The 19,184-nt window shown below is 42.3% G+C and carries 18 protein-coding genes and 1 tRNA gene; 12 read left to right on the top strand and 7 right to left on the bottom strand.

All coding sequences use genetic code 11. The features are described 5' to 3' along the window. Window positions 1–74 precede the first annotated feature (74 nt). From BGP76_RS19735 to BGP76_RS19715, 5 genes are all read left to right on the top strand, one after another. Window positions 75–156 (top strand) — tRNA-Leu (locus BGP76_RS19735). Continuing rightward, complete coding sequence (tig, locus tag BGP76_RS19730; protein WP_255416159.1) at window positions 130–1,554, top strand: trigger factor; 1,425 nt, start codon at window positions 130–132, stop codon at window positions 1,552–1,554. The genes BGP76_RS19735 and tig overlap by 27 nt, the downstream gene beginning before the upstream one ends. A gap of 87 nt (window positions 1,555–1,641) precedes the next feature. Beyond that, on the top strand, window positions 1,642–2,319 hold the full coding sequence (locus BGP76_RS19725) for a ClpP family protease (protein ID WP_073122691.1): 678 nt from the start codon (window positions 1,642–1,644) through the stop codon (window positions 2,317–2,319). 27 nt (window positions 2,320–2,346) lie between these two features. Further along, the gene (gene clpX / locus BGP76_RS19720; RefSeq protein WP_073122692.1) at window positions 2,347–3,576 is read left to right on the top strand and encodes an ATP-dependent Clp protease ATP-binding subunit ClpX; all 1,230 of its coding nucleotides are present in this window, start codon (window positions 2,347–2,349) and stop codon (window positions 3,574–3,576) included. Between the two features lie 143 nt (window positions 3,577–3,719). Next, a complete protein-coding gene (locus BGP76_RS19715; RefSeq protein WP_119845993.1) occupies window positions 3,720–4,517 on the top strand; it encodes a queuosine precursor transporter in 798 nt (265 codons plus the stop codon). A gap of 115 nt (window positions 4,518–4,632) precedes the next feature. Here BGP76_RS19715 and BGP76_RS19710 read toward each other — a convergent pair whose 3' ends face one another. Further along, a complete protein-coding gene (locus tag BGP76_RS19710) occupies window positions 4,633–5,727 on the bottom strand; it encodes an o-succinylbenzoate synthase (RefSeq protein WP_119845930.1) in 1,095 nt (364 codons plus the stop codon). 85 nt (window positions 5,728–5,812) lie between these two features. On the opposite strand from BGP76_RS19710, the gene BGP76_RS19705 reads away from it, so the two are divergent. From BGP76_RS19705 to BGP76_RS19685, 5 genes are all read left to right on the top strand, one after another. Further along, complete coding sequence (locus tag BGP76_RS19705; RefSeq protein ID WP_119845929.1) at window positions 5,813–7,006, top strand: S-adenosylmethionine:tRNA ribosyltransferase-isomerase; 1,194 nt, start codon at window positions 5,813–5,815, stop codon at window positions 7,004–7,006. A 78-nt stretch (window positions 7,007–7,084) separates the two neighbouring features. Beyond that, a complete protein-coding gene (locus BGP76_RS19700) occupies window positions 7,085–7,543 on the top strand; it encodes a Spy/CpxP family protein refolding chaperone (protein ID WP_119845928.1) in 459 nt (152 codons plus the stop codon). A 54-nt stretch (window positions 7,544–7,597) separates the two neighbouring features. Beyond that, entirely contained in the window at window positions 7,598–8,164 is a 567-nt protein-coding gene (locus BGP76_RS19695; protein ID WP_073122696.1) for an RNA polymerase sigma factor, read from the top strand. Further along, window positions 8,154–8,444 carry a hypothetical protein gene (locus BGP76_RS19690; RefSeq protein ID WP_119845927.1) on the top strand — a complete coding sequence of 97 codons (291 nt, stop codon included), beginning with the start codon at window positions 8,154–8,156 and terminating at the stop codon, window positions 8,442–8,444. The genes BGP76_RS19695 and BGP76_RS19690 overlap by 11 nt, the downstream gene beginning before the upstream one ends. Window positions 8,445–8,456: 12 nt before the next feature. Then, on the top strand, window positions 8,457–8,921 hold the full coding sequence (locus BGP76_RS19685) for a periplasmic heavy metal sensor (protein WP_119845926.1): 465 nt from the start codon (window positions 8,457–8,459) through the stop codon (window positions 8,919–8,921). 79 nt (window positions 8,922–9,000) lie between these two features. On the opposite strand, the gene BGP76_RS19680 is transcribed toward BGP76_RS19685, so the two are convergent. Continuing rightward, entirely contained in the window at window positions 9,001–9,858 is an 858-nt protein-coding gene (locus BGP76_RS19680; RefSeq protein WP_073122699.1) for a bestrophin family protein, read from the bottom strand. A gap of 299 nt (window positions 9,859–10,157) precedes the next feature. Here BGP76_RS19680 and BGP76_RS19675 point away from each other — a divergent pair, with 299 nt between their 5' ends. Beyond that, complete coding sequence (locus tag BGP76_RS19675) at window positions 10,158–12,878, top strand: triple tyrosine motif-containing protein (RefSeq protein WP_119845925.1); 2,721 nt, start codon at window positions 10,158–10,160, stop codon at window positions 12,876–12,878. Window positions 12,879–12,881: 3 nt separating this feature from the next. Here the strand turns inward: BGP76_RS19675 and BGP76_RS19670 are convergent, their stop codons facing one another. The 3 genes from BGP76_RS19670 to BGP76_RS19660 all read right to left on the bottom strand — a co-directional run bounded on the left by BGP76_RS19670 (window position 12,882) and on the right by BGP76_RS19660 (window position 14,456). Continuing rightward, complete coding sequence (locus BGP76_RS19670) at window positions 12,882–13,295, bottom strand: GNAT family N-acetyltransferase (RefSeq protein WP_119845924.1); 414 nt, start codon at window positions 13,293–13,295, stop codon at window positions 12,882–12,884. Between the two features lie 101 nt (window positions 13,296–13,396). Continuing rightward, window positions 13,397–13,852 (bottom strand): lipocalin-like domain-containing protein, encoded by a 456-nt coding sequence (locus tag BGP76_RS19665; RefSeq protein ID WP_073122702.1) that lies wholly within the window; start codon window positions 13,850–13,852, stop codon window positions 13,397–13,399. 85 nt (window positions 13,853–13,937) lie between these two features. Beyond that, window positions 13,938–14,456 carry a hypothetical protein gene (locus BGP76_RS19660; RefSeq protein ID WP_073122703.1) on the bottom strand — a complete coding sequence of 173 codons (519 nt, stop codon included), beginning with the start codon at window positions 14,454–14,456 and terminating at the stop codon, window positions 13,938–13,940. Window positions 14,457–14,538: 82 nt separating this feature from the next. On the opposite strand from BGP76_RS19660, the gene BGP76_RS19655 reads away from it, so the two are divergent. After that, the gene (locus tag BGP76_RS19655) at window positions 14,539–15,489 is read left to right on the top strand and encodes an ABC transporter ATP-binding protein (protein WP_119845923.1); all 951 of its coding nucleotides are present in this window, start codon (window positions 14,539–14,541) and stop codon (window positions 15,487–15,489) included. Between the two features lie 4 nt (window positions 15,490–15,493). On the opposite strand, the gene BGP76_RS19650 is transcribed toward BGP76_RS19655, so the two are convergent. Further along, window positions 15,494–16,408 carry a PorP/SprF family type IX secretion system membrane protein gene (locus tag BGP76_RS19650; RefSeq protein ID WP_119845922.1) on the bottom strand — a complete coding sequence of 305 codons (915 nt, stop codon included), beginning with the start codon at window positions 16,406–16,408 and terminating at the stop codon, window positions 15,494–15,496. A 2-nt stretch (window positions 16,409–16,410) separates the two neighbouring features. Next, window positions 16,411–19,182, bottom strand: coding sequence for a cadherin domain-containing protein (locus BGP76_RS19645; RefSeq protein ID WP_147407528.1), 2,772 nt, complete (start codon window positions 19,180–19,182; stop codon window positions 16,411–16,413). Window positions 19,183–19,184: the final 2 nt, after the last annotated feature.

The raw sequence follows: 19,184 nt of genomic DNA, 5'->3' as shown, positions 1-19,184 counted from the left end.
GAAAGGCACATTAATAAAGATTAATGTTGATAGTTTCAGATCTGAAATTTTCGAAAGACATTCAAAAACATCATGCGGATGTGGCGAAATTGGTAGACGCACTAGACTTAGGATCTAGCGCCGCGAGGCATGGGGGTTCGAGTCCCTCCATCCGCACAACACAATCACCCTCTACCTGACTATCAGGCTAGAGGGTTTTTTAATTTTGACAACTTAGTACATAAAAACATCACGGTTTTGGATATTCAATTAGATCAAATCTCAAAGACAGAAGCCCTTATTAAAGTTAATTTAAAAGAGGCTGATTATCAACCTAATGTTGAGGCAAAGATCAAGGACTACAGCAAGAAAGCCACTATCAAAGGTTTCAGACAAGGAAAAGTACCTAAGCCTGTAATCCAAAAGATGTACGGCAAATCTATTTTGGTAGCAGAAATCAACCAGTTGGTCTCTGCTAAAATCATGGAGTATATCCGTGAGAATAAAATCGAGCTACTAGGCGAACCCCTACCTAACCAAGAGCAAATCGAGACAATCAATTGGGAAGATTCAAAAGATTTTGAGTTCGAATACAACATCGGAATCGCTCCAGAATTCGAAGTGAAGGCTGACAAAAAAGTCAAAGTAGACACTTTCACAATCAAAGTGGATGACAAGTTGATGACAGAGACCTTGGACAATCTCAAAAATCAGTTTGGCGAAATGACCAACCCAGAGACTTCCGAGGAAGGGGATTCGCTATACGGATTCATCCAAACAGAATCCACCGAAGAAGAACCTGCTGGCAACACACTCGACTTGAAAGAAGTAGAGAAAAAAGACCAAAAGAAATTCATCGGTAAAAAATCAGGGGACGTAGTAGAATTCGATCCGGCTAAATCTATTAAGAATGATGCGGCTAGAGATCAATTCTTAGGCGAGCACAAAGAGCTGGCTGGCAAAATCAAATTTGAGATCAAAAATATCAACCGTGTGATCCCCGCTGATCTGAACCAAGACATGTTCGACAAAGTATTCGGCAAAGACGCAGTAAAATCAGAAGAGGAGTTCATCGAGAAAGTAAAATCTACAATCGGTGAAAACTATAGCAAAGAAACTGATGGCTATACACAACTCAAGATCAGAGACGCATTCATCGAGAACACTAAGATCGAATTGCCGGACGAGTTCTTGAAGAGATGGTTAAAGATCTCCAACAAGGATATCACAGACGAGCAGATCGAACAAGAGTATCCGCTCTACACCAATGATCTCAAATGGTCAATGATCAAGAGCAAATTGGCCAAAGCCAATGACATCAAAGTAGAACACGAAGATGTAGTCAACGAAGCGAAAAATATGATTCGTCAACAATTCGGATCTATGGGCATGTCAGAGCAAATGGAAGCGAATATCGACGCATTCACTGACAACTACCTACAGTCTGACGAAGGCAAAAACTACATGAAATTGCAGGAAACTGTCTTCAACGAAAAGATCATTAGTTTCTTGAAAGAGAATGTCACCATCAAGTCAAAAGAAGTGACCGCAGAAGAATACAGAGAAAAAGCATAAACTTTTGCACATTAAGATCGTCTAATAGAAAAGTCCTTTGATATAAGGGCTTTTTTTGTTTTTTTGTATCTGTAATATAAAAACTGAATAATGGACAAGAAGGAGTTTAGAGATTTTGCCGTAAAGGGCCAAAACATAAATGGAAATACATTCGATCAGTACACTGGACATATAGAAAATATGACCCGTGCTGTCATCGAAGAGCGACCTACCAACTTTAGAGAAATCGACGTGTTCTCACGGTTGATCATGGACAGAATCATCTTCTTAGGCACTGGAGTAGATGACAATATCGCTAACATCATTACGGCACAGTTGCTTTTCTTAGAGTCTGTAGATGCGAAAAAAGACATCCTGCTCTATGTCAATAGCCCAGGAGGATCTGTCTACGCTGGACTAGGCATCTACGACACCATGAACTACGTCAATCCAGACATCAACACGATCTGCACAGGACTGGCAGCATCTATGGGTGCAGTATTGCTCGCTGGCGGAGCTGCAAAGAAACGTGCTGCACTACCGCACGCTAGGATCATGATTCACCAGCCAATGGCAGGCATGCAGGGTCAAGCTTCTGATATGGAGATTTCGTTGAAACAAACACTCTCTGTAAAAGAAGACCTTTACAAAATCCTGTCTCACCACAGTGGCAAAACTTATGAAGAAATCGAGAGAGATTCTGACCGAGACTACTGGATGAGAGCCGATGAAGCAAAGAAATATGGCTTAATCGATGAAGTACTGGAGAGAGACTCGAAAAAATAATTAGTATATTTAAAGAAAGAAGAGGAAATGGCACAAGTAACATGTTCGTTTTGCGGGAGGAATAAAAAAGATGTGGATTTGATGATATCGGGCATTCATGCGCACATATGCGACAAGTGTATCACCCAAGCCAATCAGATTCTCAGCGAAGAATCGAAGACTAAAAATGACATTTCCTCTCCTAGCTTTAATCTGATCAAGCCTAAAGACATGAAATCTCATCTCGATCAATATGTAATCGGTCAAGATGAGGCCAAAAAGGTCATTTCTGTAGCGGTGTACAACCACTACAAGCGTCTCATGCAAGAGAACAAAGATGATGATGTCAGAATTGAAAAATCAAACATCATCATGGTGGGAGAGACCGGTACAGGAAAAACCTATCTCGCTCGTTCGTTGGCCAAAATCCTACAGGTACCCTTCTGTATAGCCGACGCAACGGTACTAACAGAGGCCGGCTATGTAGGAGAAGATGTAGAAAGTATCTTAACAAGACTACTACAGGCCGCTGACTATGATGTAGAATCTGCAGAGCGTGGAATCGTATATATAGATGAATTGGACAAAATTGCCAGAAAATCTGACAACCCATCCATCACCAGAGATGTAAGCGGTGAAGGCGTACAACAGGCACTCCTTAAGCTCCTCGAAGGAACTTCTGTCAATGTTCCTCCACAAGGAGGCAGAAAGCACCCAGACCAAAAGATGATCACTGTCAATACAGAGAACATTCTATTCATCTGTGGTGGTGCATTTGACGGGATCACGAGAAACATTGGTTCGAGACTCAATACTCGTCCACTTGGCTTTAGCGCTTCGGCTCAAGAAAAAACTGAAGAAGTAAACAAAGACAATCTACTCAAATTCATTACAGCTCAAGATTTGAAATCATTTGGGCTGATCCCAGAGTTGATCGGGCGACTACCTGTATTGACACACCTCAATCCACTAGATGCCAATGCACTGAAAAAAATCTTGACTGAGCCAAAAAATGCACTAGTCAAACAGTACACTAAGCTCTTTGAGATGGAGGATGTAGAGATAGAGTTCAAGAAAACAGCACTTGACTACATCGTCGAGAAAGCACTAGAATACAAACTAGGTGCAAGAGGTCTCAGATCGATCTGTGAATCTATCGTCAACGATGCGATGTTCGAGATTCCTTCGGATACCAAAACCAAGAAACTCGTCATCAACAAAGCCTACGCTGAAGAAAAATTTGAGAAATCAAAAATCAACAAGCTCAAGGTCGCCTAGTAAGCAGCGATTAACGAAATAGAAAGCTCTTGAATTATCAAGAGCTTTTTTTATATCAAAAAAACAAACTAGTACACGTACAAGCATGCGTGAAAGGCTCTTCCAAATCTCAGCATCAACACCTATCTTCGTACGAAAAACCTATGCCAGATCATCAATACCACGAGAAAAAAAACAACCTATTCCTGATACTGGCTGGTATATTCATTATGAATGCGCTACTCGCAGAAATTCTGGGTGTAAAGATTTTCTCTCTCGAAAAGATGCTAGACATACCTCCTGCTCAAATCAACTTTTTTGGGCAGATAAACCTAGACTTCAACCTCACGGCTGGCGCCATACTCTGGCCCATAGTTTTCATCACAACCGACATCATCAACGAGTATTTTGGTAAAAAGGGCGTTCGAAAAATCAGCTTCCTAACCGTCGGACTTATCGCATTAGCATTCCTACTTATCTATCTGATCACACTACTTCCGCCTGCTAATTTCTGGATGCAGTATAATGATCAAGACTCTAGCGGCAATTCCTTTAATGTGAACTATGCTTACAAACTTATTTTTCAGCAAGGATTAGGCATCATGGTCGGGTCTTTAGTTGCTTTTCTAGTAGGTCAATTACTGGATGTATTCATTTTTCAAAAACTTCGCCGTATCACCGGATCTGGAAAAATCTGGCTGAGAGCCACAGGGAGCACCCTCGTATCACAGTTCATAGATAGCTTTGTCGTACTATTCATCGCTTTCTACATCTGGGGGACTTGGCCGCTAGAGCAAGTGATTGCTATCGGCATCATCAACTATATCTACAAATTCTCGGTTGCTATTCTACTCACTCCTATGATCTATGTAGGACATGGCATCATCGATCGTTATCTGGGTAAAAAAAATGCTGAACTCTTGGCTGCAGAGGCCGCTGAGTCCAGCAAAAACTTACTTTGACAATTTTGAAAAGCGTATTTACGAACCTTTATTCGCATATACATTTAAGTAAAACTGCCTAATAGGGTTTCAATTATCAACATTTTTCGATCAAAGCGTCGTATAGAACGACTGGTTACTTCCCGAAGAGTAGCGGAGAAAGGTCCCATGAACGGTTCTGATGATAGTATATAAACTGCCCTTCCATAGTCAGAGGTGCGTGAAAGTTATTCGTATAGAGCTGACCTGTCCCTAAACCTTGGTAGCCTAAATCTGAATATTCGGCCGTAAACTGACATATGGCATTGAGTCCCACATTGGATTCCAAAGCTGAGGTGATCCACCAGTCAATCCCTAACTCCTCTGCCAAAGAAATCCACTCAGCAGTTGCCTTGAAGCCTCCTAACAGAGATGGTTTCAGAATGATAAATGGAGGTTCGATCCCTGACAGCAAGCTTCTTTTTTCTCTCAGATCAAAAACACCTATTAGCTCTTCATCTAGTGCTACAGGTACAGGTGAACGCTTGCAAGTCAACTGCATCGCATGAAACTGTCGAGGCATAATCGGCTGTTCTATCGAATGCAAGTCGAACTGAGCCAATTCATCTAATCGTTTCAAAACCTCTTGCGTCTGAAAAGCGCCGTTCGCATCCACTCGCAACGTCAAATCAGCAGCAGAAAACCGCTTGCGAATAGAGGACAGCAACTTCTTCTCCGTTTCAAAATCTATGGCGCCTATCTTCATTTTGATACAGCGAAACCCCGCCTGAAGTTTCCCCTCTATTTGTTTTAGCATGAAGGACTCATCCCCCATCCATATCAATCCATTGATCGGGATTTTTCGCTCTTGGGTATAAAAATCATTTTCAAATATCTGAAACTGCCCACCATGCGCCAAGTCAAGCAATGCGGTCTCTAAACCAAAACGGATAGCGGGTTTAGTTACCTCTACCACTCGTGCTACGAGTGCATATACTTCCCCTTCAGTTTTAGGCAGTTTATGGTTCTTCAATTCCTCAGCGAGTTGCTCTAGCTCATTCTCGAAATCCAGTTGGTAATCAAAACTCAATCGCTCGATCACACTAACTTCCCCATAGCCAAAAACCTTGGGTCGTTCACTATGAGAAATTTTCAATATCCAAGCATCTTTGGTCTTCATAACCCCACGAGAGGTCCCTGCATCGAACTTGAATTGCAAGGTATGTTTGGTAAACTTTAGATTAAATGACATGAGGCTAAGTACAGAATAAAATCGGACAATCTCATCAAATTTAGCGCAGAAAACGAGAATTTTGACTTTTGAACAAGAACTGATTATGGTCAACAATAACACAGACTTAGCACAATACCTTTTTGATCTCCCAGATGAAAAAATTGCCAAACATCCGCTAAAAGATCGTGATGCATCTAAGTTACTCGTCTATAAAAACGACACCATCCACCATGACCACTTCCGAAACCTGTTAGATCATGTTCCTACCGACGCGACGCTCTTCCTCAACAACACCAAGGTCATCGCAGCGCGCCTTTACTTCCAAAAAAATACAGGAGCCAAAATCGAAGTTTTCCTCACAGAACCAATCTCTCCTCACACGGCATTCGAGCCTGCCTTAAAAGCAAAAAAAACCTGCATCTGGAAATGCATGATCGGCAACCTCAAAAAATGGAAAGACAATACAAGTATTTACTTGACCCTCGGCGCGATCAATCTGGAAGCCAAACTTCTAGATCGTTCTCACTGCCTAGTCGAGTTCAGCTGGGACACAGCCGACGAGTTCCTAATGGTCATAGAGGCAGCAGGCCATGTCCCTCTCCCGCCATATCTAAATCGAGCACAGGAGTCTGAAGATAAATACCGATACCAAACCGTGTTCTCCGAAAAAGAAGGAGCCGTAGCTGCTCCCACAGCTGGTTTACACTTCACCGATAGCATCTTAGATACAATCCGCTCCAAAGGACACGTCGTGGATCAACTAACACTACATGTCAGCGCAGGAACGTTCCGTCCGATCAAAACTGAGGACTTTACCGAGCACGACATGCACAATGAGCGCATCATTATCTATAGGCATAACCTCATAAACATCCTTGAAAGCAAAGGGCCAATAGTAGCAGTAGGCACTACCGCCATGCGTACACTCGAAAGCACATACTGGTATGGAGCTCTCCTTTCTAAGGAGTTAACTAAAGACTTCAAGGTCGATCAACATACTGCCTATCGAGAAGAGCTCGCTGGTATTAGTCTAGAGACGGCGATTCAGGCCATCATACATCAAATGGATCAGTTAGGTATCGACGAATTACACGGAGAAACAGAGATTTTCATCTACCCAGGCTATGATTTCAAAGTGGTGCAAGGGCTTTTCACGAACTTTCATATGCCTAGCTCTACGCTAGTATTGTTAGTGGCTGCCTTTGTCGGGTCGGATTGGCGAAAAATCTATAATGAAGCACTGAGTCATGACTATCGCTTTTTAAGCTACGGAGACTCTTCTCTATTATTAAGGTAATTTTTTTACCCCAACCGCAAGTTGTTGTTTGACTTGTCATCTAAAGAGTAAATAGATAAACAATTAAACACTAACGAAATGAAAAAGAGAATCTTCAACACCGCATTCATGCTACTAGTCGTAGCGGGTACTGTACTAGCACAGCACACAGACAAAAGAAGCAACGGTCCCAAATCTGAAATGAGAGAAGGCAAAAAAGCCAGCCCAATCGAAAGACTGGCAGACAGACTGGAACTCACTCCAGAACAAACAGAACAAGTAGAAGCTATCCAGTTAAAATCTGCTAAAGCAAATCAGTCTGTACATAATCAGATCAACGAACTAGAAGCCAAACTACAAACCCTAACGACTGCTGAAACACCAAACAAAAAAGCAATCACGAATACAGCCAACCAAATCAGTGAGCTGAAAGGGGAACTCTTCTTAAGTAAAACAATGGCTAAACTAGAGATTAGATCAATGTTGAATGATGAACAAAAGCTCAAATTCGACAGAGTAAAAGGCGAAAGACAAGGCAAGCCAAAGCATCACAACTAAGTTGACTAAATTGATCTAGTAAGTCCCTTCGTTATAAAAACTAAATTAACCCCCTTGGAAGACGCTCTGCTCGTACTGCAACTCCAGCAACATGATGAAACAGCCTTCAAATTACTATTTGATCGCTATGCCAAGATGGTGTATAACACTGCTTTGAATTTCTTGCAAGTGCAAGAAGATGCAGAAGAAGTGACGCAGGACGTCTTCCTAGAGGTACATCATAAAATAGACCAGTTCGAAGGGAAATCCAGTATCAAAACATGGATTTACAGAATCACGTGTAACAAAGCCCTTGAACGCATTCGCAGTGCAAAAAGAAAAAAGCGTTTTGCTTTCTTTGTCTCTGTAGATGATGCCAATCTTCAAAACACCATCATAGATCATCCTGGTGTAGACGAAGAGCACAAAGAAAAAATGGCATTGATCCAACGCCTTTTGGGAGGCTTGGCCGAAAACCAAAGAGTCGCCTTTACACTGTTTCATATGGAAGGACTTACGTATCAAGAAATCACAAAAGTCATGAACATTTCTTTGTCCTCCGTAGAGTCATTGATGTTTAGAGCAAAGAGCAATTTGAAAAAGAAACTATCCACTACAAATCTATTCGAAGATGAAAAATGAGGAAAGCTATAACCGACTACTGCAAACAGTAGAAGCAACCCAGCAAGCCGAGCCCCCCTCTGGTTTATACCAACGGATACATCAAAAAATCAATCAGTCTACACCAGAGATCCGTATCAGTCCATGGCAATACGCCGCAGCTGCTGTACTTCTTCTCATGAACCTATCATGGGTATTCTATGCACAGACGACTACTCCCTCCGAGCAGTCCGAAACAGAGCTAAGTACACTGATCGTTGATGAATATAATCTAGAAACACCCGAATACTACAACTATTAATCGACACACCAAATGAAATCTACAACATACAACACACTCAAAAACATCCTCATAGGTGCACTCATTGTTATCAATTTGGGATGTGTCTGGTTCATATTTCAGGATCACCGCAAAATGCAGGACGCTCCTCGTGATAGACAAAAAGGAAGGTTTGAAGCCAAACTTAAAAAAGATATCGGACTAGATGATGCGCAGGTGAAAGCCTTCATGGAAATGAAAAAGAAACACATGCAAGAGATGCACATCAAGATGAGTCGGGTACAAGATCTACGAAAAAAGATGTTTGATGGTCTGGACAATCCCAACTTCAACATCGACGCACAGACGGACAGCATTGCTCAATCACAAAAAGAACTGGACATGATGGTGTTTGCGCATTTTAGAGAGCTCAAAACAATCTGTAGGCCTGATCAATATGAAGCGTTTGATAAAGCCATGGCAAGAATACAAGCCCGTATTAACAAAAAAAAGTTCTAAGATTTTCCTCACCCGTTTTGGTGTTAAATCTTAGAACTTTATTCATCATTACTGACTAGAAATAGTCAAGACTTAAATCTTATTTTAGAATCTCCTCAACGTTGGCTTTCATCTTATTGGTCAATCCATCGAGAGGTAAGTCATTGATATCTGTCCCGAAAGGATCTTCGATCTCTTCAGCAATCAATTCAAGACTAAGCAAGAAGTAAAACACTGGCAGCACGATAAGAGTTGTCCAATAGCCAAACTGCCATACCAACCCAAAAGGCAAAGTAAAGATGTAAAAGAAAACAAACTTCTTGATAAACATGCTGTACGAATAAGGGATCGGCGTAGAGTGAATCCGCTCACAGGCACCATATATGTCAGAAAAGCTTTTTAACTCTTTGTCCATTGCATGGTATTCCAATTCTGAAATATCACCGTTTTGCTTCATCTCCCTAGCTTTCTTGTACAGCAAATTAGCTATGTAGTTAGGGCGGTGATCACTAGCGATAATATCCTCACGGGTTTTATCATCAGTTATTTCCATCTCTCCGATGATGCGACTATCACGCAAATGCTCTTTGATAGCCATGGTGATATTAGGTATCATTTCTCTAAAAAAAGCCCTCGTCTCTTTGTCTTCGGTATATGTATTCACCTTGATCGCAAGGTTTCTGGTATTGTTCACTAGTTGTCCCCAGAGCTTACGCCCCTCCCACCATCGATCATAGGCAGTATTCGTTCTAAGCACTAAAAACAAACCTAAGAAAATCCCAAGTATAGAATGAAAACTCAGAATACCTGGGTAGTGCAACTTCATCAAATCCAACACTGTATACTCAAGTGCGACTGTAAAAGCAGTCATCCCAATGAGCATAGGCAACAATCTACGGAATACAAAACGGCTATAAAAGTTAAAAACAAGCCAGTTTTTCGGGTTATATTTTATCATAGTAATAAATTCTTCCCACCTTGGTTAAGTTAGTTTTCAAGATGGTTCTATTTCAGCGTGATGCAGCGTTTCATCTTTGCCGATTAATAAATATAGGGTAATCCAATAGTTCTTCAAAGATTGCCCAATATGACAGAATAAAAAACAACCTTGATCGAATTTTTCAAAAATTGATCCTTCAAAAATAGCGTTGATGATTATATCTTTCACTTTTCGTCTAAGGATCGTGGAAGTGCTCCTGATAACTTGTTATCTTTCGATTTGATTTAGAACCTTAACTATATCAGCCACCTAACACCATGTTACGATACATTTGCCTCACTGCATTACTATGCATCTCTCTGACTAGTCAAGGCCAGCAAGGAGATCTCTTTCTCACCCATCACTCACTGAGTATAGAGGGTATGGACAACCTTAACTTTGACATCACGAGCAATAGCAAAGGTCAACTTTGTATTGCCAATCGATCTGGTATCCTCTTTTATGACGGAGATCAATGGGACTATGTGTCCACTCCCAGCAGTGCCCTATCGGTCACTTTTGATAAAGATGACAATCTCTATGTAGGCTGTGTGGGAGATTTTGGAAAGATAGATCACCTCGATAACCAATATCAATTCATCTCGCTCAACCCTAATGAGAACGATCATGGGCTCTACAACAAGACGCTCTATAAAGATTCGAGCATCTATTTCATGAGCGAAAACAATATCATACGATATCACACCGTACAGAAACGTGCAAACCTGTTGTACCTAGATGACAAAAATGACTACTTCACTAATATGTTTGAAGTCTATGACGAAATCCTCGTTCAAACTAGTGATACGCTATACCAATTCAAAAATGATTCTCTCTCTTCTTACAATTGGAACCCTCCCTCTGATGCTAAATTTTTATTCTTTGACAAGCATCCTACAGAAGACAAGTATGTCGCAGGTACCACTGACAACAGAACCTTCATCTACCGTAAGCCCAATTTCTACGAATGTAAAATATCCGAATTCTTAGAGGAGCACGAATCGTTTGTCAACGATGGAAAATGGGTCAACGACAGATACTTTGCGCTTAGTACATTGGAAGATGGCTGTATCCTCTATGACAACAAAAAATCAGAGATCAAAGAGATCATCAACCAAAGCAAAGGGCTACCAGACAACCAAATCTATACCATCGGTGCAGATCAAGAAGAGGGACTATGGATCTCTCACGCCTATGGACTGAGCCGTATGGAGATCAGCATTCCGTTCAGAAGTTTCTCTAATTTCCAAGGGCTACATGGCAATATCTCAGAGGTGTACTTTCACAACCGAACCCTCTATGCCGCCACTAGCGAAGGGGTCTATTTTCTGGATAAAGAAGACGTCTACAAGAACACCGTCTACTATGAAGAGAAAAAGAGCAAACAGTCAGCTAAGACCAACAAGGTAAAAAAAGAAGAGCCTGATCAAAAGCAAGAGAAAAAAGGATGGTGGATTTTCGGAAGAAACAAAGAAGAGGAAAAGGATGAAAAGTATACTAACCCACAGCACATCAGGAAAGCTGACAAAAAGCAATATGTCAAACGAATTCACAAGGAGTTTCTGCATTCCAAATTCCTTTTCAAACCCGTAGAAGGAATACACTCCAAAATTGAAAAATTTATCATATACAAGGGCAAATTACTTGCCGCTGGAACAAACGGAGTATACGAAATAAAAGATGGTTCTGGCGAACTCGTTATCCATGAACCTGTACGGCTCATTGAGAAAGAACGTAAAACGAATCGACTAATCATAGTCACCTATTTTAATGAGATCAAATTATACGAACTAGATGACGAAATATGGGTGATTGCCGACGAAATCGATCTGCATGGCAACCTAATCCTCAATACACTCAACGATGTAAGCGGTCGTACTTGGTTCATTACAGCTGGCGCCCTCTACGAGTTCAACATGCTCTCATCTAATACACAAGACTTCAATGTATATGTGTTCAACAATCCATTCGTAGACAAAGCCAAGCTCGCCTATATTGACAAACAACTCTACCTAATCAATAACCAAGGATACTTTTACCTCAATACTACCCTTAAAAAAATCGTAGAAGACACTACCCTTCTCAAGGAAATTGGCCCTCCTCTCAAACACCTACAACAACGAAATGAAATAGTATGGGTGTATAATGGAGAAAACTGGTATCAAATCCACGCTGACAAAAGGTTGGAAATGCAGGAGAATTTCAGGCTCTTTCCTAATATGAACTACGTCTCTGAGTATGGCGGCAGACTATGGTTACTCAATGAATCTACCGAAATCCTGCAATACGAACCTGCGCTAGCCGACACCCTCATTGCCAATAGCAAAATGTTCTTTAGGCGAGTGACCAACAACAACGGGGATGTTAAGATTCAAAACAACATGAGTTTTACCCACGAGGAAAACAGCTTACATTTTGAGATGTCTCGCCCTGACTATCGAGGCTTACTCAAAGCAGAGTATCAATATCGACTCAAAGGCCTCAACAATGAATGGTCCAACTGGAGAGAAAACAACCGTATTGATTTCAACCTGCAACCAGGAAGCTATGCTTTGAAGGTTAAATCAAGAGACTCGTTTGGCAATGTCCAGGAATCAGAAGAGATCAACTTCGTCATTCACCCACCGTACTGGCAGACACTCTGGTTCTACGGACTACAGATCCTCCTGATGGTCATGTTATTAGTCGGATCTATCATTCTAAACAGACGTGCCAAATCCAAAAACGTACTCCTCACAGAGGCATTGACGATCATTACTATCGTGATGGTGATTGAGTTCTTACAGTCAGCGGCGGGCAATTACCTCAGTATTCAAAGTTCTCCTGTTGTGGATTTTGGTCTCGATGTAGCGATTGCCCTGTGCGTATTCCCACTAGAGCAGTTCCTCAAAAAGTACCTCAAGGCAGAAAAAGAAGGAAAAGGATTAGAAGGTATGGGGATTATTGACATCCTCACCCTACCGTTCAAAAAGAAGAAAAAAGAAGCAGTCAGTACTTAATAATTAGTCCGATAACCTTTTTTCCATGATCACAAAATCCCAGCCATCCTTTTGGTAGGTCTGATCTGTTTTGGTCATGCCAAAGCGTTCGTAGATAGAAATTGCCGTTGTTCGCGCATTGCACCATACTGCACTTACCGAATGCTTTGGGATCAATTCCTCAAAGAGATACTTCAATAAAGCTGAACCGTACCCTTTACCCTGCTGATCTACCCGAGTACAGAACTTTCTAAACTGTAGTTTACCCTCTTCCCAAAAGACAGAAACAACTGACATTAGCTCTCCACGGTCATACAATCCATAGTGTTTTCCTGCATCATCTTTGGGGAGTTTGACATACGCCAAACTAGTCTCAGGATACATAATCGTGTAGCGCATCTGCCACACATCCTCCAACGGCACTTCTTTAATCAACATATTTTTCTAAAATGAACAACCCCGAGGCAGAGCGTCGGGAAACTCGTCCGTCGCAGCGGAGCGCAAAGGAGCTTTAGACCCAACAGGCTATCGCCCTGCGATTAATTACGCGCACGCACATAGCACTCGATATTGTACTGTTCTACACCTAGAGACGGTATATCCTCTCGTCCCTGCTGTACCAACGTATCTCCGGTAATTTCGATCGTAAAATCAAAAGTATTTCCTTCCCATTCACGGTAATTTAGGAACTCCAAGTGCTCTATATATTGCTTCCCCTCTAATTCATAGGTTCCGCCACCTGCTACATAAGTCGCTGTAGAGTCTACTCCCTTCGTCAGGTCATGCTTCAAAAATGCAAAATGTGTCGCATTGATAATTTTGATCATCCGCTGCCCTACCGTGTAGTCCGTTACAGTAGTATCGCCCCCTCGAATGATTGTCCCTGTTTGCAACTCCCATGTCCCGATCAGTGGGTTAGTCTTCTCTACGGTAGAGGCACACGAGGCTAGTAAGATGACCCCTACCCCAATAGCCATTGTTATTTTCGAATTCATATAATTGTGATTTGATTGAAAAGTAAAGCAAAAGCAAAACAACCCTTGCTCCTAAGATATTCGCTCAATGGTCAATATATGCATCTCAATACGGTCCTCCAACCACACGTATATACCAACCATCAGACATTTTGAGTTTGATATCTGTTTTGAACACCCACTTAATCAATAGAGAAGTCCCTAAAGTCGCTCCCAGCGAGTAGAGCAACTGTTCGGTATTATTAAACTGGTCATTGGTTCCTATCGCATAATATATACCTATCCCCACGCCTAAGCTCGTGATGGGGGCCAATATAGGACGTAGCTTGTACATCTTCCGAAAACCTGTCACGTCAGAAAGTAGTATCGTACGATCATCTCTAAATTCACTCTTTTTCCCTCCTGGGTTAAAAGTAACTGCGGCATCAGTCACTTCCAGTACATAGCTCTCAACTTCAGCTTCTTGATTGAGATAACCCTTGTATCTGAACTTCACATAGTCTCCTTCTTTAATTTCTACGCTTTCATCCAATTGATCATTCTGAAATATCAATCGCTTTTGAGCATAGCCTGAAATACTGCCAATTAGTAGAAAAATCAACAGAACCACATTCCGTTTATTCATATCATTTTGATTCAATAATTCACTTCAAATTAAAACAATCCTAGACTCTAGATCAGAAAATAAGGCTAATTTCGCCAAGATTATGAGTGCACTCGTCCAAATCCAACACGTCAACAAATCCTTTAAAGATCATCAAGTTCTACATGACATCCATTTTGAAGTCACTGAAGGGGAGATCATTTGTATACTAGGTGAGAGTGGCTCAGGCAAGAGTACACTCCTACGCATCATCGGCGGGTTGGAAGACGCGGATCAGGGTAATGTAACAGTAGATGACGAAACCATTACTGGCCCAGCCAATAACCTTGTGCCAGGATATGATTTTATCAACTTTGTCACACAGCACTTCAAGCTAGAACAGTTCAGAACTGTACGTGACAACATCTACTCTGTCATCTCATACTACGCACAGTCTGATGCTGATGATCGCATCCATGAACTACTGGAGCTTTGCAAACTGAGCGAAAAAGCAGAGGCTTATCCGCGCGAACTCTCTGGTGGACAACAACAGCGTGTAGCGATCGCAATGGCACTGGCAGACGAACCATTCCTACTGCTGATGGACGAGCCTTTTAGCAATCTAGACGTCAACATGAAAACGCAGATTCGAGGAGAAATCGTCGAAATTCTACGCAAGGCAGAAGTCACTGTAATTTTCGTGAGTCACGATCCCGTAGATGCCATGGCCATCGCAGACCGTGTCATCATCCTCGAAGATGGTCACATTGCTCAGATAGACACACCTCAAAAAATCTATCAAGGGCCAACCTCTCCCTATGCAGCCAAATTCCTAGGGCCAATTAATTACCTACAAGTCGATGGAAAGCCAACCGGCGTAAGACCTGAGCAAATAAGAATACACAAAGAAGGTGAACATGAAGGGAAGGTCACCAAGTGTATCTTTATGGGAATGCACTACCATGTTTGGTTGACATCAGATATTGCAGACAAGACCATACTTTTGTACCATAGCTCCGCGCTCAATATCGGACAGACCGTTCATTTCAACCTGATGACAACCGAAATCACTTAGACTATCACTTGACTCTGCGATTTCTTTTTGTGGTAATGTGCGCAAATTCTTTATTCGATTTACTGTAGTGTATGCTCAGCATAATTTCACCCGTACTACTAGGAGCGACACTGTTTTGGTTCCAGTTGTACGCGTAGTTGTAGGACAGCTGATAAATATCAAACTTCAACCCCATACCGATAGAAACTTCTTTAGTACTTGACACACCCAGTTGCCCCCAAAAACGTCCTCGGTTCTCCACAGACAGACTCAAATTCACTTTCTCTGATTTATCAAGATAAGATACCCAGTAAGCATTGGGTTTTAGTATCCATCTGTCTTGAGAAAAGTAATGTTTGTAAGCAAAATACGCATTAAAATACTGGTTGATTGCCTGCGAGTCATCAAAGATATAAGGCATCGCTATACCTGCTTCTATACTTGTAGAGTAATAGGCTAGCCCCAAACCCATCTGAAAATTGGTGCCATAATAATAATCTGAAGATAACGTAGGATCAGACAAATCTACATAGGCCGACAACTCATCCAAGGAGTAACTCCGATTGACTATCCCGACATCCGCTCCCAAACTAAGAACGCGCTTGTGATCTAAAACCAGCTTATAAGCGAAACTAAAATCCAAATACAACGATTCAAAAAATGCCCGTCGATCGTAAGTCATTTTCCCTCCAATACCGAGCTGAGTCCTCTCCAAGGACTGATTGAAAGCTATACGGTAGTTGCTGATTTGATTGACTTGCTGGGTCATCGGACGTCTACCTGTCACATAACCAGACAGTCCCGTGAGCGCGCCGGTAAATCCCGGATTGATTAAATAAGGGGTCACACTGTAAAAGTCCGTCTCAGGATACTGCTGTCCAAAACAGAACGTTGCCCCACCACAAAGACCGATGATTAGTAGTAAAATTATTTTCTTCATGACTATCGATCTTTGATATAAAACTGACCTTGATACCTCACCCCCGTGTTGATATTTTCGAATAGATAATAGTAAACTCCCACAGGCAAAACCGCTCCACGGTAGTACCCATCCCAGCTGTTGTCATAATTCGCTTTGGAGTACAGACGCACACCTCGCGCATTCATCACATGCAAGACAAATCCTTCGTAAACTTCGGGATTCTCAATGGTCAAAAAATCATTGAAACCATCTCCATTTGGGGAGATATAATTTCGAATAGGTAGCTCTGCCTCGGGCAAGTCTTCAACTTCCACGCTGACAGTACACGTATCTCGCAGTATAGGCTCCCCGTCATCTTCCACGACTACTTCGAAGGAAAAAGAAATCATCTGCTCATAATCAAGTACCTCAGGCATATTGACCGATATCTCTCCTGACATATCATCTAGGGCAAATACCCCAGCCCCATCTTCTAAAAAAGTATAAGTCAGTTGCTGACCGTGATCCTGATCGATGGCTTGGAGTTGCCCTACGACGTGACCAAACGCCGTGTTTTCGCGCACAGAGAAAACAGCATCTAAAACCACAGGTGCCTCGTTGGTATCTTCAATCAGGATTTCTACCTTTTCAGAGACCGACAGTCCTCCTTTGTCCCATGACTTGATCTCTACTTGATAGCTCGACTGAGTTTCATAGTCGAACAATTGATTGGCAAACAGCTTGTTGTCCAAAACAACAAACGCATTGTTGGTAGGAGACTGATCAATCTGTATGATCTCATAGCTATGAAAGTCTACTTGATCAGCATCCAGTGTCTCCAACGTCCCCACTAGCGCTCCCGAATTTCGGTTTTCCAAAAGTGTCTGACCTGAAATCAAAATACGTGTAGGAGCCTCATTGATGTCGGTCAGTCGAACATGCAGCGAAATCACCTCCTCCAACGACGGGACACCATCATCTACGATGCTCACTGATAGATAGTAGTCCGACTTAGATTCATAGTCCAACACCTCTGTCAATGAAACAGCTCCTGTCACTGGGTCCATCTCAAAAGGCAAATCGCTTAGTGTACTTCTCAGTTCATAACTGAGCTGCTGTCCTGCATCCGGATCATATGCTTCGATTTGTCCAACCAACATCCCCACAGCATGCTCCTCGGACACCGTCCATAACGTATCGTAGGCTCGGGGCTGTTCGTTTTGATCTGTCACAAAAACAAAAAGGGTCTTTTCCAGTTGATGTCCTGCCTTATCCCTGACACGCACATCCAAGGAGTAGCTATCCAAAGATTCCTTATCAATCTGCTTTTTGGTGATCAACTGATTGTCTATCAGTTCAAAGTAGGTATGATCCTGCTGGTTTTCAGTCGCTAAAATTTCATATGAAAATCGCTCACTCGCATCCTGATCGTCTACCTCTAGTTCCCCTACCAAGGAGCCGACATCTAGATTCTCTGAAATAAAGATCTCTGACAAAGTCACGTCACTTGGCGGTTCGTTTTCGTCCGTCACTGCCATCACCAAGCTCTTCGTAGAAGAAAGGGATGGCGTGCCATCATCAATCACTTTCACATCAAAAGCATATTGAGTAGCCGCTTCATAATTGATCGCTCCTGTCACGGTCAGCACCCCAGACACCGGATCCATCGAAAACGGAAGGCCAGTCGTCAGCATCTCCAAAGTCAAAGTTTGCCCCACATCTGGATCGCTAAATGTCAACGTACCCAGTGAAGATCCAACGGATACATTTTCAACTGTACCGAATGTCGCCTCACTGATCTGTGGTGCTTCGTTCTCATCTAATACGGATAGTGTCAAGGCTTTGCTAAATGTCAACCCAAACTTGTCTTCACTCGATATCAATAGTTGATATTCTGAACGACTCTCATGATCCAAGACGGTGTTCACCTTCAGTTGACTACCGTTGATCACGAAAAATGCCGTATCCTCATTTTGACTCACTGGAGTAAAAAAATAACTGTGCATCTCATCCCTGTCCTCATCCGCTGTAGCGATCAACGCAATCACTGCTTGCAGAGAATTGTTTTCGGTGATCGTATACTGAGAGAGGGTTATATCAGTTGGAGCCTCCTCGAGGTTCGTCACATCAAAATCCAAATCCACGGACACACTAGCACCCAAAACATCCGTAGCAGTCAGTCTGACAGAAAATGCACGCAGCATTTCATAATTCGCTACTTGGCTCACCACTATAGAGCTCCCACTGATCGCTATAAGCGAAGATGCTGCAGGAGGATCAAAATCACTCAACCCCAAAACATGACTGTCATCATCTCCATCCGACACCTCTAGGGTACAGATCACTTCCCCACTGGCTAGATTTTCTTCAAATCTCGTAGTAGAAACTGTGACAGCAGTGGGATAGCGATTGTCTGAGATCACATACGGATCACTGACCGATCCCACGAGTTGATCCGCTACGAAAGCCAACTCAAACCTTCCCTCTACTACAGCATCTTCCGTTTCGTCATAGATTTTGAATGTGACTTGCTCCCCCTGTGCTACCCGACTGCCTATCTGAAAAATCGCCAAATATCTACCCGAAGGCTCATGAAACGAATCGGCATATCCTATGCCACGTATCTCCCCCCCTACGAATGCAGCCACTTTGTTTTCTCCTTGTTCCAGTAGCCCACCCTCTCGCTCAATCACTGCGCTGACAGACATTCGAAAAGGAAACTGACTGTAGTCTACTGACCATTCGGGATCTTGGGCATGCAAGCACTGCATCGATAGCACCCAAAACCCCAATACGCTAATTATCTTATTCACTG

It is taken from the genome of Reichenbachiella sp. MSK19-1, from assembly GCF_003590315.1.
Classification (GTDB): domain Bacteria; phylum Bacteroidota; class Bacteroidia; order Cytophagales; family Cyclobacteriaceae; genus Reichenbachiella; species Reichenbachiella agariperforans.
This window is presented reverse-complemented; position numbering and strand designations above follow the sequence as displayed.